The organism is Streptomyces sp. NPDC043853, assembly GCF_056436025.1.
This window is the reverse complement of record NZ_JBWKDJ010000023.1, coordinates 23524-38282: the sequence shown is the minus strand read 5'-3', so window position 1 is coordinate 38282 and position 14759 is coordinate 23524. Positions and strand designations below refer to the sequence as shown.

Here is a 14759-nt window from a genome sequence, read left to right as displayed (position 1 = left end):
CGGGGCGGTTACGCCTCGAAGACCTCGTTGACCAGCTGCGCCTGCTCGGCCTGGTGCCGCTTGGCCGAACCCACCGCCGGGGACGAGCCGTGCGGGCGGGAGATCCGGCGCAGGCGCTCGCCCGCCGGGACGTCCGCGCCGACCGCCAGGTCCAGGTGGTCGATCAGGTTCAGCGCGATGAACGGCCACGCACCCTGGTTCGCCGGCTCCTCCTGCGCCCAGATGTACTTGGCCGCGTTCGGGAACTTGGCGATCTCGGCCTGGAGCTCGGCACCCGGCAGGGGGTAGAGGCGCTCGAGGCGGATAATCGCCGTTTCGCGAGCTGCAGCGTCCGTGATGCCGCGCTTCTCCCGCTCGGCCTCCAGGTCGTAGTAGACCTTGCCGGCGCAGAAGACGACCTTGCGGACCGCGTTCGGGTCGACCGTGCTGTCGCCGATGACCGGACGGAACGAGCCGGTGGTGAACTCCTCCGCCTTCGACGCCGCCGCCTTCAGACGCAGCATCGACTTCGGGGTGAAGACGATCAGCGGCTTGTGGTGCGGGTTGTGGACCTGCCAGCGCAGCAGGTGGAAGTAGTTCGACGGCAGGGTCGGCATGGCCACCGTCATGTTGTTCTGCGCGCACAGCTGCAGGAACCGCTCGGGGCGGGCGGAGCTGTGGTCCGGGCCCTGGCCCTCGTAGCCGTGCGGCAGCAGCAGGGTGACGCCGGAGGTCTGGCCCCACTTCTGCTCGGCCGAGGAGATGAACTCGTCGACGACGGTCTGCGCGCCGTTGACGAAGTCACCGAACTGCGCCTCCCAGAGCACCAGCGCGTCCGGGCGGGCCAGCGAGTAGCCGTACTCGAAGCCCATGGCCGCGTACTCGGAGAGCAGCGAGTCGTAGACGTTGAACCGGGCCTGGTCCTCGGACAGGTACAGCAGCGGGGTGTAGTCCTCGCCGGTCTCCCGGTCGATGAGCACCGCGTGCCGCTGGCCGAAGGTGCCGCGGCGGGAGTCCTGGCCGGACAGCCGGACCGGGGTGCCCTCCATCAGCAGCGAGCCGAAGGCCAGGGTCTCGCCCATGCCCCAGTCGATGGTGCCCTCGTCGATCATCGCCGCGCGGCGCTGCAGCTGCGGCAGCAGGCGCGGGTGGACGGTGACGCCCTCGGGGATGCTGACCTGGGACTCGGCGATCCGCTTGACCACCTCGAAGGAGACGGCCGTGGGAACCGCGGTCGGGAACTCGGCCTGCGCGACCGGCGCCGGGGCGCCCGCAAGGGGCTGCGAGGCGGCCTCGCGGACCTCCGCGAAGACCTTCTCCAGCTGGCCCTGGAAGTCCTGCAGCGCCTGCTCGGCCTCTTCCAGGGTGATGTCACCGCGACCGATGAGGGACTCGGTGTAGAGCTTGCGCACCGAGCGCTTCTTGTCGATCAGGTCGTACATCAGCGGCTGGGTGAAGGCCGGGTTGTCCGACTCGTTGTGGCCGCGGCGGCGGTAGCAGATGAGGTCGATGACCACGTCCTTGTTGAACGCCTGGCGGAACTCGAAGGCGAGCCGCGCGACGCGGACCACGGCCTCCGGGTCGTCACCGTTCACGTGGAAGATCGGCGCCTCGATCATGCGGGCCACGTCGGTCGCGTACATCGAGGAACGCGAGGACTCCGGGGCGGCGGTGAAGCCGACCTGGTTGTTGATCACGACGTGGACGGTGCCGCCGGTGCGGTAGCCGCGCAGCTGCGACATGTTCAGCGTCTCGGCGACCACGCCCTGGCCGGCGAAGGCCGCGTCACCGTGCAGGGCGACCGGCAGGACGGTGAAGTCGGTGCCGCCCTTGTTGATGATGTCCTGCTTGGCGCGGGCCACACCCTCCAGGACCGGGTCGACGGCCTCCAGGTGGGAGGGGTTGGCGACCAGCGAGACCTTGATCTGCTCGCCGTCGAGGCCGGTGAAGGTGCCCTCGGCGCCCAGGTGGTACTTCACGTCGCCGGAGCCGTGCATCGACTTCGGGTCGAGGTTGCCCTCGAACTCGCGGAAGATCTGCGCGTAGGACTTGCCGACGATGTTCGCCAGCACGTTCAGGCGGCCGCGGTGGGCCATGCCGATGACGACCTCTTCGAGGCGGGCCTCGGCCGCGGAGTCGATGACCGCGTCGAGCAGCGGGATGACCGACTCGCCGCCCTCCAGCGAGAAGCGCTTCTGGCCGACGTACTTCGTCTGCAGGAAGGTCTCGAAGGCCTCGGCCGCGTTCAGGCGGCGCAGGATGCGCAGCTGCTCCTCGCGCTCCGGCTTGGTGTGCGGGCGCTCGATGCGGTCCTGGATCCACTTGCGCTGCTTGGGGTCCTGGATGTGCATGAACTCGACGCCGGTGGTGCGGCAGTACGAGTCGCGCAGCACGCCGAGGATGTCGCGGAGCTTCATCATCGACTTGCCGGCGAAGCCGCCGACCGCGAACTCGCGCTCCAGGTCCCACAGGGTGAGGCCGTGCTCGGTGATGTCCAGGTCGGGGTGCTTGCGCTGCTTGTACTCCAGCGGGTCGGTGTCGGCCATGACGTGGCCGCGGACCCGGTAGGAGTGGATCAGCTCGAAGACGCGGGCGGCCTTGGTGACGTCGTCGTCGTGGCTGGCGTCGATGTCGCGGTTCCAGCGGACCGGCTCGTACGGGATCCGCAGGGATTCGAAGACCTGGTCGTAGAAGCCGTCCTCGCCGAGCAGGAGGTTGGCGACGATGCGCAGGAACTCGCCGGAGGCCGCGCCCTGGATGACCCGGTGGTCGTAGGTCGAGGTCAGGGTCATGACCTTGGAGATGCCCAGCTTGTTCAGGGTGTCCTGGGAGGTGCCCTGGAACTCGGCCGGGTAGTCCATGGAGCCGACGCCCATGATGACGGACTGTCCGGGCATCAGGCGGGGCACGGAGTGCACGGTGCCCAGGCCGCCGGGGTTGGTCAGCGAGACGGTGACGCCGGTGAAGTCGTCCATCGTCAGCTTGCCGACGCGGGCGCGGCGGACGATGTCCTCGTAGGCCTGCCAGAACTCGAAGAAGTTGAGGGTCTCGGCCTTCTTGATGCCGGCGACGACGAGCTGGCGGTCGCCGTTGGGCTTCACCAGGTCGATGGCCAGGCCGAAGTTCACGTGGTCGGGCTTGACCAGGGTGGGCTTGCCGTCCTTCTCCACGAAGGAGTGGTTCATCGACGGCATGGCCTTGATGGCCTGCACCATTGCGTAGCCGATGAGGTGGGTGAAGGAGATCTTCCCGCCCCGGGCGCGCTTGAGGTGGTTGTTGATGACGATCCGGTTGTCGAACAGCAGCTTCACCGGGACGGCGCGGACCGAGGTGGCCGTCGGCACGTCGAGGGAGGCGTTCATGTTCTTCGCCACGGCGGCGGCCGGGCCGCGGAGCGTCACCAGCTCGGGGCCCTGGGGGGCCTCGGTGGCGGGCGCGGCCTTGGCGGCGGCAGCGGGGGCGGGGACCTGAGCGACCGGGGCCGGTGCGGCGGCCGGGGTCGGGGAGGTGACAGTCACAGCAGGGGCACCAGAGGGGGTGGCAGGAGCAGGGGCAGGAGCTGACACGGGTGCGGCGGGCTGCGCGGCGCCGACCGCCCCCGTGGCGGCTGCGTCGGCGGCCTGCACGGCCGGGGCGGGAGCGGCGGCGGCCGGAGCGGCCGGGGTCGCGGGTGCGGTCGCGACGGCGGTGGCGGCCTGTGCGGAGGCGCCGTCCGTCGTGGTGGACCGCTCCGCCTTCACCGGGGCGGCAGCGCCCCCCGGCTTGTAGTCGGCGAAGAAGTCCCACCAGGCCCGGTCGACCGAGTTCGGGTCCTGGAGGTACTGCTGATAGATCTCGTCGACGAGCCACTCGTTGGCACCGAAGCCCGAGGCAGGGGTCTTCCCGCCCTCTGCTGCTTCGGTCGTGGTGGTCGGGTTACTGGGGGACTGTGGCGACACGGCGGCAACCGCCCTCTTCCGCTTCACAAGGTATGGACAGCGGGAATAAAGGCTACGCCTCCCCGGCGGTCAGATGCAGTCCGGGCGGAACTTACGTCGCGTAGGTCACATCGAACGGCGGGTTTCGAGGGCCGGAATGGCGGGAAACAAGCGTGGTTCGGGTAGGCGTCAGCCAGGTTGCGACCCCCTGGCTTCGCACCCCTGACGCATCCCCGGCACATGTGGCCGAGATCATCTCCGTACCTCCTCGAACCCTACGTCAACCCGAGGGTTTGGGACTCCCCGGAAGCGTGACGAGGATCCGGCAGCCCCGGGAGGATTCGGCCACCCCGATGTGACCGCCGTGCAGCTCCACCGCCCAGCGGGCGATCGCCAGGCCCAGCCCGGTGCCGCCGTCCCCGCTGCCGGGCAGGCCGGCACTGCCCCGGTTGAACCGCTCGAAGACCCGGTGCCGCTGCCCCTCCGGGATGCCCGGACCCTCGTCGATGACCTCCAGCGAGAGGCTGCCGGGGGCGTCGCCGCCGCGGGCACGGACGGTGACCCGGCCGTGCTGCGGGCTGTGCTTGACCGCGTTGTCGATCAGATTGCCCACCACCTGGTGGAGCCGCTCCGCGTCCGCGACGGCGGTCAGGTCGGGCGGGTACACGTCCAGGTGCAGGTGGACGTCCTTGCGGGTGTGCCGTCCGGAGCCGGAGGCGAGCATCGCCCGCTGGCCGGAAGCCAGCCCGGCCTCCTTCAGGACTCCCGACAGGTACGGCCACACCTCGAAACGGCGGGCCTTCAGCGGCACCACGCCGTTGTCCACCCGGGACAGGTCCAGCAGGGTCTCCACCAGCCGGCCCAGCCGCTCCGTCTGCTTCAGCGCGGTCCGCATGGTTTCCGGATCGGCCGCCGACACCCCGTCCACCACGTTCTCCAGCACCGCGCGCAAGGCCGCGATCGGGGTGCGGAGCTCGTGGGACACGTTGGCGACCAGCTCCTTGCGGTGCCGGTCCACCGCCTCCAGGTCGTCCGCCATCACGTTGATGGTGGCGGCCAGGTCGCCCAGCTCGTCGCGGCGGTCCGCGCCGCGCACCCGCCGGGTGAAATCGCCCTGGGATATCGCCCGGGCCACGGTGGTCATGTTGTCCAGCGGCGCCGTCAGGCCGTGCGCCACGAACTGGGTGATCAGCATCGAGGCGATCACCGAGAAGACCGTGATGAACCGGACCTCGGTCTTGGTCCGCAGCGCCACCATCAGCAGGCCGGTGGTGATGAACACCGAGACGACGACCAGGGTGCCGAGCTTGGTCTTGATCGAGAACGGCGAGAACGGCCGCAGCCCCTGGCCGGGCCGGGTCACCCGGGCCGCCGCCCGGGCCCGCGCACGGGCCGCCGCCGTCCCGGCCGCCGTACGGGCGAAGCGCTCGGCGCGGGCCGCGCGGTCGGCGCGGACCGCGCGGAACGTACGGCGGCCCGGCCGGGCGGGGCGGGAGGTCACGACCCCGCCGGGGTCTCCAGGGCGTACCCCACACCGTGCACCGTACGGATCCGCTCGGCGCCGATCTTCCGGCGCAGCGCCTTGATGTGGCTGTCGACCGTACGGGTGCCGGAGGCGTCCGCCCAGTCCCACACCTCGGCCAGCAGCTGTTCCCGGGAGAGCACCGCCCGCGGGGTGCCCGCGAGGCAGACCAGCAGGTCGAACTCGGTCGGGGTCAGGTGCACGTCCTCGGCCTGCACCCGGACCCGGCGCTGCGCGTGGTCGATCTCCAGGTCGCCCAGGCGGAGGGTGGAGCCGCGCGGGGTGGTGGCCGCCTGCGCGGCCCGCTCCACCCGGCGGAGCAGCACGTGCACCCGGGCGGCCAGCTCGCGCATGGAGAACGGCTTGGTCATGTAGTCGTCCGCGCCGACCCCGAGGCCGACCAGCATGTCGGTCTCGTCGTCACGGGCGGTGAGCATGAGCACCGGCACGGGCCGCTGGGCCTGCACCCGGCGGCAGACCTCCAGGCCGTCGAAGCCCGGCAGCATCACGTCGAGCACCAGCAGCTCGGGCTGCCAGCTCTCGGCGGCCGCGACGGCGGCCGGGCCGTCGCCCGCCGTCTGCACCTGGAAGCCCTCGGCGCGCAGCCGCGCGGCGATGGCCTCGGCGATCGTCTGGTCGTCCTCGACGACGAGGACCCGCCGCTGGGCGCCGGGGGTCGCCGCGCCGCCGTTCTGCGTGGTGTGTGTCTGATCCATCTTCCCGCCCCGGTAGTCAGGTAATGCGGTGCAGCCTAGAGGAGCCTCCGGCCTGCGGCTATGTGGGGTCTAGGCCGGATTCCGGCCGAGATGGATCACGTCCGGGACACCTCGGGCAACCGGGACCTCTTCGGTCCGTACTGAGCTGAATCCGGCATTCCGCAACGCTTCCTCGAAGGCGGTGGAGGGCTGGGCCGACCATACGGCGAGCACCCCGCCGGGGGTCAGCCGGGCCCGGCAGGTGGCGAGTCCTGAAGCGGAATACAGGCTCCGGTTGTCCTCGGTGACGGTCCAGTCGGGACCGTTGTCGATGTCCAGGCAGAGGGCGTCGTAACGGTCGGAGGACGACTCCAGGTACGCCACCAGGTCCGTGTGCAGGATCGTTACCCGGGGGTCGGCGAGGGCGGCCCCGGAGAGGCTCCCGAGCGGCCCGGTCCGGTGCCAGTCGATGACCGCCTGCTCACGCTCGGCGACGGTGATCCGCCCCCAGCGGTCCTGGGCGGCGGCGTGCGCGAGCGAGAAGCCCACGCCGAGCCCGCCGATGAGCACGGCGGGCGGCGAGACCGGGCTGTCGAGGGCCAGGTACGCCGCGTCGACGAGCAGCCGCTCGGAGTGGCCGTCCGAGGTGTCCATCAGGAAGCAGCCGTTGGCGATGATCTCGTACGTCGGCCCGGTGCGGCGGAGCGCGACCTCGCCGTGGGGGCCGGTGCGGCGGTCGAGCGTGACGGTCTCGGTGTCGCTCTGGATCTCGGTCTCGGTCATGTGATCCCCAACGAGCCCGCGTCGCACCGTGTTCCGGCGATCACACAGGATCACGAACGGGGTGGCCGATGCTCCGGCGGTCGGTGTTCCGGTGGTCGATGCTCCGGCGGTCGATGCTCAGGGGAGCGGGACGAGATCGATGATGCGCGCCAGGGCCGGCGGAACGTCGGGGCCGCCCGTGACCACCTCGCGGCCCTCGGCGACGAGGGCGTAGCGGAAGCCGTCCGGCCCCGGGTCCATCCCGCCTGCGAGCGCGCAGGCCGTCGCGCCCGCACCGGCGCCGGAACGGGCCGACCGGAGGAATCCGCTCACACCCCACCCCCGTAAGGTCACAGTCGGCGGGACGAGCGCCGACGGGACGAGTATGGAGCCCGCCGGCCCCGCGAGGAAGCACACGGAACCCACGGAACGTGCGGAACGCACGGAACGCGCGGAAGACACCCGGAGGCCGACCATCAGCCGCGATCCACGGTGGCGTGTCCGGAGCCGGCCCCTGCTCCTGTGCCTGTGCCTGCGCCTGCTTCCGCTCCTGCCGGCCGCTGCCGCCCTCGCCCTCGGCCTGTGGGGCCTCGAACGGGGCGGCAGCATGTGGCGCGACGAGTCCGTCACCTGGCAGGTGGCCCACCGCCCGCTCGCCGACCTCTGGGGCCTGCTCGCCCGGATCGACGCCGTGCACGGCCTCTACTACCTCCTCATGCACGGCCTCTTCGCGCTCTGGGAGGGCGGGCTGTGGACCCTCCGCCTCCCCTCGGCCGTCGCCACCGCCCTCGCCGCGGCCGGGGTCGCCGCCCTCGGCCGCCGCCTCGCCGGGGACCGTGCGGGCCTGTTCGCGGGCCTGCTGTACGCCGTGCTGCCGCCGGTCCAGACGTACGCGCAGGAGGGCCGTTCGTACGCGCTCGTCGCCGCGGCCGTGGTCTGGTCGACGTACGCGCTGCTGCGGGGACGCTGGGTCGCGTACGCCGCGCTGCTCGTGCTCGCCTGCTGGCTGCACGAGTTCGCCGTCCTCGCCCTGCTCGCGCACGCCCCGGCCGGGTGGCGCTCACGCGGCTGGCGGTGGAGCGCCGCCGCGGTCTGCGCCCTGCTGCTGCCCCTGGCCGTCCTGAGCGCCGGCCAGGCCGCGCGCCAGCTCGGCTGGCTGGGCCGCCCGAGCGTCACGGACTGGGCGGCGTACGCCGTGACGGCAGCGACGGCACTCCTGTGCGCGCGGGTCCTGACCGCTGCCCCCAAGGCTGCCCCCATCGCTGCCCCTGCGGCTGGTCCGGCGGGCGGGGGCGCGCCCGAGAGCCCCGGCGGGGACCTGGTGCGGGTGGCGCTGCCGCTGGCGCTGCTCCCCGCCGGGCTGCTGATGACCGTCTCGCTGGTCAACCCCTGGTACGTCGACCGCTACGTCCTCTACTCGCTGGCCGGCCTCGCGCTCCTCGCCGGCGCCGCGCTGTCCCGGCTGCGCCCGCGCGCCTGGGTGCCGCTGACGGCGGCCCTCACCGCCGCCTTCCTGCCCTGGAGCCTGTGGCTGCGCACGCCCGACAGCCGCAAGGACGACGTGCCGGCCGTGGCCGAGGCGGTCCGGGCCGTCGCCCGCCCCGGCGACGACGTCCTCTTCCTGCCGTCCCGGCGCCGGGAGTGGCTGCTGTCCTCCCCGGCGGTGTACGCGGGTCTGCACGACCTCGCCCTCGACCGGACCCCCGCGGCCTCCCGCACCCTCCAGGGCACGGAGCTGCCGTCGACGGAGATCCGCGCCCGGCTGGCCGCCTCCTCGCGGGTCGTGGCCCTGCTGGACCCGGCGGACGAGCCGCGCGACCCGTACCCGCGGGAGGCGGTGAAGCGGCAGACCCTCGTCAGCCACTTCGAGCTGTGCGCCACCACGGAGGTCCGGGGCGCCCGGGTCGCGGTCTACGCCCGGCCGGGGGAGTGCGGCTGACCCTCCCCGACTCTTTTGAACGTGTTTAAATGAACGCGTTCAGGCAGAGGGGTGAGGGTGATGGCCGGTTTCGGCGGTGGCGGGAGAACGAGCAGTTCCCACACGCAGTGGCTGCTCGTCGTCGGGGCGGTGGCGGTCATGGTCCCGGTGGCCTACGACCAGCCGGGCATCGCAGCGGCGGTCCTCCCGCCCGCGGCCCTGCCGCTGTGCTTCGTGCGCAGCCGCAGCCGTTTCAGGGCGGCCTGCCTCTCGATGGCCGGCCTGCTCCTGGGCGTGCCCGCACTCCTCCTCTTCTTCGGCGGGGGCCTCGCCGCTGCGGTCATGGCCGGGGTGGCCGCCCCGGCGGGTGTCCTGCTCCTGCTCGCCGCGTACGCCGACCCGCGGGACCGCCGCCGCACCTCGGCCGTGATGGCCGGGCTGGGCGTGCTGATCGTGGCCGCCATCGCCGTGCACACGGTCGACTGGCTCCGGACGGCGCCGCCCGCAGCGCCCTCGCGACCCCACACCTTCCGGGTCGCACTCGATGCGGAGGGGCGCGCCTTGGCCGGCGACCCGCGCCCGGTCGAGGACCAGCTCCTCCGCCACGGTGCGACCTCGGTGACCGGACTGGTCTTCGACGGCCGGGCCTCCCTCGAGGTCGCCTTCCCCGAGGACATCCCGGAGGAGCGGCTCGCCGAGCTCTCGCGCCACCTGGAAGGGATGCGGGGGGTGACCGGGATCGAGCTGTGCCCGGTGTCGGAATGCGGCTGAGGCCAACCCATTGGCCGAGGAGCCGGGCTGACGGAGGATGAGGCGGCAGCGCAGAAACGATCATTCCGTCGTACCAGCCCCGGAGCCACCGATGACCCCTCACTCCGCCCACGGCCCGCTCGGGGACGCGCCCCACGGCCGGTCCCGCAACACGCCCGGCGTCCCGCCCGGCGGACCGCTCGTGACCGCCGGATGGCTCGCCGCCCGGCTCGGCGAGCCCGGCCTCCTCGTCCTCGACGCCTCGGTCGGCGCGCACCGGGGCGCGGACCGGCGGATACCCGGCGCCCGGCCCTTCGACCTCGACGGCGAGCTCTCCGACCACTCCTCGCCGGTGCCGCACACCATGCCGGACGCCGCCGCCTTCACCCAGGCCGTACGCGCCCTCGGCCTGGACGACGACAGCACCGTGGTCACGTACGACGCCGCCGGCGTCTACTCCAGCGCCCGCGCCTGGTGGATGCTGCGCGCCATGGGCTTCGACCGGGCGGCCGTCCTCGACGGCGGCCTGCCCGCCTGGGAGGCGGCCGGCCTGCCGGTGGAACACCGGCCCGCCGCCCACGACGGACCGCGCGGCGACTTCACCGCACGGCCCCGCCCCGGCCTGCTGGCCGACAGCGCCGAGGTGCTCGCCGCGCTCGCCGACCCGGCCGCCACGGTCCTCGACGCCCGCAGCCGAGGCCGCTTCACCGGCACCGCCCCCGAACCCCGCCCCGGGCTGCGCCCCGGCCACATGCCGGGCGCCGTGAACCTCCCCTTCACCGAGCTCCAGACCCCGGACGGCCGGCTGCTCCCGGTCCCCGAGCTCCGTGACGCCCTCGCCGCCCTGGCCCCCGCTCCGGACCGGCTGTTCCTCAGCTGCGGCTCGGGCGTCACGGCCTGCGTCCTGGCCCTCGCGGCCGACCTGGCCGGCTACCGGCACCTCACGGTGTACGACGGCTCCTGGAGCGACTGGGGCCGTGACGGGTCCGGCCTCCCCGTCACCACCACCGACTGACGGGTCGGTGGGGGTCGTTTCCGGCCGTGTGAGGATGATCAAGTTTTCGAACATCCTTACACGGGGGCGAACATGAACATCCGTAAGACGTTGGTGATCGGCGCGGCCGTGGCCGTGCTCGGCTCGACCGCCGCATGCGGCGGTGACGGTAACGGTGACGGCAGCGGTCTGCCCAAGGCCAAGGACATGGCGCCCATCCAGGCGTTCGTCAGCAAGCACACCGAGTGCCGGGACCTGACCGAAGGCGCCGCGTACGACAAGTCCGCGTCCGAGAGCAGCGGCAGCAGCGGCCCCGGGACCGCCTGGGGCGAGGAGGAGGCCCCGGACCCGTCCTGGGCCATCAAGGAGAGGGCGGTCTGCCAGGACGGCGGGGGTGACCCCATAGCCCTGCTGTCGGTTTCCGACATGAAGAAGTTCCAGACCGCCGCCCTGAAGAACAAGGACAAGTTCCTGGTCGGGCACGACTTCGCGCTCGTCCCGGTTGGCGACGGCGCGATGGAGCGGCTGACCCACGCGGGCCTGAAGCTCCTGTCCTGCGAGAAGGACTTCGACATCCCCAGCGGCTACGAGAACAAGCCGGCCGCCGTCGAGGGCTGCTTCCTGACGAACTTCATCCCGAAGTAGCGCCGCTGCCACCCCCGGTGCCCGCCGCCGACCGCAGCGCCTCCGGGGAACCCAGCAGACCCGCGGGCAGGTAGTCGGACCGGAGGGCCGGTTCCCAGCCGTGGGCCTGGACCGCGAGGGCGGCGGCCGCGAGGGCGCCGAGCGGCAGCAGGGTCCTGGGGGCCGGACCGGCCCCCACGCACTCCCGGTGCTCGGTCAGCCGGGCCGCGAGCGCCTCCTCGAACGCCGCCCGGTCGTCGTCGAGGAGGACACGGAGCAGGCGGTGGTCCGGCGTGAGCCGGCCGGCCGCGTCCAGCCTCCGGGCCGACTCGGCGCGCTCGTCGGCGTCCGGCTTGCGCAGGGTGACGGTGGGCCAGGTGCCGGGCAGGTGTCCGCTCGACGGGGTCAGGTACCCGCACAGGGCGTCCATGGCGGCGAGGTCCGCAGGATCCGACACCGAGTCGAAGCGGGAGTACGGCACCCCGTCGCGGACCGCGGGGGCGTAGTCCTCCCGCAGCAGCAGGCCGATGACCCGCATCCACTCCCACACCAGACCGCTGACCAGGCACAGCCTGAACGCGTCCAGCCAGGTCGCGGCGGTGGGCGCGTCCCGCACGAGGTCGCTGAAGGACATGTCCATGGTGCTGAGGGTCTCGTCGATGACCGGGATCAGGATCTCCTGGTCCCCGTCGGGGAAGCAGCCGACGCTGAGCAGCCCCAGGGAGCACTCCGCCGCCGTCCGCAGTGCCGCGCGCGCGGTCCTGTCGAGTCCGGGCTCCGTCGCGGCCCGGGCGGCGACGTGGTCGAGGAGCTCGTCCCGCATCAGGTGGAGCCCCTCCGGGTAGGCGCTGCCGTACCGCACGTCGTACCACCGGTCGTAGGCCCGCGACGTGATGCCGTCGAGCGCCTCCGCCATCCGCGCGCCGTCGACTTCGTGGCCCTTCACCTCGTGCACCGTCGCCGCCCCCTCAAGATCGTTCCCTTTGGGCGCGGCACGTTACCAGCGGCCTCGGACAACGACCCCGGTCCGCCGGCCCGCCCGGTGGGCGGACCGGCGTGAGGACCGGCGCGCGAAAGCCGTTCGCCCCGGGCGAACGGAGGTTGGGGAACACTCCCCGGCGTCGATGCATTGAGTCCATGTAGCTCAACTTCACTGCCGGAGGGAAGATCATGGCTTCGACGTCCGTAACGCTCACTCTGCCCGTGCTGCCGCTCGACGACGAGGTCGTGCTGCCCGGGATGGTGGTTCCGCTGGACCTGACCGACGCCGAGGTGCGCGGAGCCGTCGAGGCCGCGCAGGCGGCCGTCAGGAGCGGGAAGCCCCGGGTCCTGCTCGTGCCCCGGGTCGACGGCACGTACGCCGGCACCGGTGTGCTCGGGACCGTCGAACAGGTCGGGCGCCTCTCCGACGGCGATCCCGGGGCGCTCATCCGTGCCGTCGGCCGGGTCCGGATCGGGGCCGGCACCACCGGCCCCGGCGCCGCGCTCTGGGTGGAGGGCGAGACCGTCGTGGAGCGGGTGCCCGACCCGCTGCCCGGTGCCGTCACCGAACTGGTCAAGGAGTACAAGGCGCTCGCCACCAGCTGGCTGAAGAAGCGCGGCGCCTGGCAGGTCGTGGACCGGGTCCAGGGGATCGAGGGAGTGGGCGCCCTCGCCGACAACTCCGGGTACTCCCCGTTCCTGACCGTCGCCCAGAAGGTGGAACTCCTGGAGACCGCCGATCCGGTCGCCCGCCTCAAGCTCGCCGTCAAGTGGCTCAGCGACCACCTCGCCGAGCAGGACGTCGCCGAGTCCATCGCCAAGGACGTCCAGGAGGGCGTGGACAAGCAGCAGCGCGAGTTCCTGCTGCGCCGTCAGCTGGAGGCGGTCCGCAAGGAGCTGCGCGAGCTGGGCGGGGAGAAGGAGGGCGAGGAGGCCGACGACTACCGCGGGCGGGTCGAGGCCGCCGACCTCCCCGAGAAGGTGCGCGAGGCCGCTCTCAAGGAGGTCGAGAAGCTGGAGCGGTCGAGCGACCAGAGCCCCGAGGGCTCCTGGATCCGCACCTGGCTCGACACCGTCCTGGAGCTGCCCTGGAACGAGCGCACCGAGGACGCGTACGACATCCGCGGCGCCCGCGCCGTGCTCGACGCCGAGCACTACGGACTGGAGGACGTCAAGGACCGGATCACCGAGTACCTCGCCGTCCGCAAGCGGCGCGGCGACCGCGGCCTCGGGGTCGTCGGCGGGCGCCGCGGCGGGGCCGTGCTCGCCCTCGTCGGCCCGCCCGGCGTCGGAAAGACCAGCCTGGGCGAGAGCGTCGCCCACGCCATGGGACGGAAGTTCGTCCGCGTGGCGCTCGGCGGCGTCCGCGACGAGGCCGAGATCCGCGGCCACCGGCGCACCTACGTCGGCGCCCTGCCCGGCCGGATCGTCCGGGCGATCAAGGAGGCCGGGTCCATGAACCCGGTCGTGCTGCTCGACGAGATCGACAAGGTGGGCTCGGACTTCCGGGGCGACCCGGCCGCCGCCCTCCTGGAGGTCCTCGACCCGGCGCAGAACCACACCTTCCGGGACCACTACCTGGAGGTGGAACTCGACCTCAGCGACGTGGTCTTCCTGGCCACCGCCAACGTGCTGGAGGCCATCCCCGAGGCCCTGGCCGACCGCATGGACCTGGTCCGGCTGGACGGCTACACCGAGGACGAGAAGGTCGTCATCGCCCGCGACCACCTGCTGCCCCGGCAGCTGGAGCGGGCCGGCCTCGGCGCCGACGAGGTCACCCTGGAGGAGGGCGCGCTGCGCAAGCTCGCCGGCGAGTACACCCGGGAGGCCGGCGTCCGGAACCTGGAGCGGGCCGTCGCCCGGCTGCTGCGCAAGGTGGCCTCCCGGCACGAGCTGGGGGAGCGCGAACTGCCCGTCACCATCGGCGAGCAGGACCTGCGCGGGCTGCTCGGACGCCCGCACCACGTGCCGGAGTCCGCACAGGACCCCGCCGAGCGGCGGACCGCGGTGCCCGGCGTGGCCACCGGCCTCGCCGTCACCGGAGCCGGTGGTGACGTCCTGTTCGTGGAGGCCTCCCTCGCGGACCCCGAGACCGGCGCGGCCGGACTGACCCTCACCGGCCAGCTCGGCGACGTGATGAAGGAGTCGGCGCAGATCGCGCTGAGCTTCCTGCGCTCGCACGGCGCCGAACTGGAACTGCCGGTCACCGGGCTCAAGGACCGCGGGGTGCACATCCACTTCCCGGCGGGCGCGGTGCCCAAGGACGGGCCGAGCGCCGGCATCACCATGACGACCGCGCTGGCCTCGCTGCTCTCCGGACGGCAGGTGCGCACGGACGTGGCGATGACCGGTGAGGTCTCGCTGACCGGGCGGGTGCTGCCGATCGGCGGGGTCAAGCAGAAGCTGCTGGCCGCCCACCGGGCCGGGATCACCACGGTGATCATCCCCAAGCGGAACGAGGCGGACCTGGACGACGTTCCGGCCGAGGTGCTGGAGCGGCTGGAGGTGCACCCGGTGACGGACGTGCGGCAGGTGCTGGAGCTCACGCTGAAGGAGGCGGAGCTCGCCGTCACCGTCGCCGCGTGACGCGTTCGCTCCCCTGACCGGGGAGACGCGC

General features: G+C 72.7%; 11 protein-coding genes. 5 read left to right on the top strand and 6 right to left on the bottom strand.

Annotation, left to right across the window (positions count from 1 at the left end):
• Positions 1-8: 8 nt before the first annotated feature.
• The 5 genes from AC067U_RS36250 to AC067U_RS36230 all read right to left on the bottom strand — a co-directional run bounded on the left by AC067U_RS36250 (position 9) and on the right by AC067U_RS36230 (position 7208).
• Positions 9-3917, bottom strand: a complete 3909-nt coding sequence (locus tag AC067U_RS36250) for a multifunctional oxoglutarate decarboxylase/oxoglutarate dehydrogenase thiamine pyrophosphate-binding subunit/dihydrolipoyllysine-residue succinyltransferase subunit (protein WP_478834119.1) — start codon at positions 3915-3917, stop codon at positions 9-11.
• A gap of 259 nt (positions 3918-4176) precedes the next feature.
• Positions 4177-5259 (bottom strand): HAMP domain-containing sensor histidine kinase, encoded by a 1083-nt coding sequence (locus AC067U_RS36245; RefSeq protein WP_478834146.1) that lies wholly within the window; start codon positions 5257-5259, stop codon positions 4177-4179.
• 134 nt (positions 5260-5393) lie between these two features.
• The gene (locus AC067U_RS36240) at positions 5394-6134 is read right to left on the bottom strand and encodes a response regulator transcription factor (protein WP_478834118.1); all 741 of its coding nucleotides are present in this window, start codon (positions 6132-6134) and stop codon (positions 5394-5396) included.
• A 69-nt stretch (positions 6135-6203) separates the two neighbouring features.
• Positions 6204-6896 carry a spermidine synthase family protein gene (locus AC067U_RS36235; RefSeq protein ID WP_478834117.1) on the bottom strand — a complete coding sequence of 231 codons (693 nt, stop codon included), beginning with the start codon at positions 6894-6896 and terminating at the stop codon, positions 6204-6206.
• Positions 6897-7013: 117 nt separating this feature from the next.
• Positions 7014-7208, bottom strand: coding sequence for a hypothetical protein (locus AC067U_RS36230; protein ID WP_478834116.1), 195 nt, complete (start codon positions 7206-7208; stop codon positions 7014-7016).
• A gap of 274 nt (positions 7209-7482) precedes the next feature.
• On the opposite strand from AC067U_RS36230, the gene AC067U_RS36225 reads away from it, so the two are divergent.
• From AC067U_RS36225 to AC067U_RS36210, 4 genes are all read left to right on the top strand, one after another.
• Positions 7483-8814 carry a glycosyltransferase family 39 protein gene (locus AC067U_RS36225; RefSeq protein ID WP_478834115.1) on the top strand — a complete coding sequence of 444 codons (1332 nt, stop codon included), beginning with the start codon at positions 7483-7485 and terminating at the stop codon, positions 8812-8814.
• A gap of 60 nt (positions 8815-8874) precedes the next feature.
• The gene (locus tag AC067U_RS36220; RefSeq protein WP_478834114.1) at positions 8875-9564 is read left to right on the top strand and encodes a hypothetical protein; all 690 of its coding nucleotides are present in this window, start codon (positions 8875-8877) and stop codon (positions 9562-9564) included.
• A 91-nt stretch (positions 9565-9655) separates the two neighbouring features.
• Positions 9656-10558, top strand: coding sequence for a sulfurtransferase (locus tag AC067U_RS36215; protein WP_478834113.1), 903 nt, complete (start codon positions 9656-9658; stop codon positions 10556-10558).
• A 72-nt stretch (positions 10559-10630) separates the two neighbouring features.
• Positions 10631-11182 (top strand): hypothetical protein, encoded by a 552-nt coding sequence (locus AC067U_RS36210; RefSeq protein WP_478834112.1) that lies wholly within the window; start codon positions 10631-10633, stop codon positions 11180-11182.
• Here the strand turns inward: AC067U_RS36210 and AC067U_RS36205 are convergent.
• Positions 11169-12116 (bottom strand): immunity 49 family protein, encoded by a 948-nt coding sequence (locus AC067U_RS36205; protein ID WP_478834111.1) that lies wholly within the window; start codon positions 12114-12116, stop codon positions 11169-11171. The genes AC067U_RS36210 and AC067U_RS36205 overlap by 14 nt on opposite strands.
• A gap of 215 nt (positions 12117-12331) precedes the next feature.
• Between AC067U_RS36205 and lon the strand changes: the two genes are divergently transcribed.
• Positions 12332-14728 carry an endopeptidase La gene (gene lon, locus AC067U_RS36200; protein WP_478834110.1) on the top strand — a complete coding sequence of 799 codons (2397 nt, stop codon included), beginning with the start codon at positions 12332-12334 and terminating at the stop codon, positions 14726-14728.
• Positions 14729-14759: the final 31 nt, after the last annotated feature.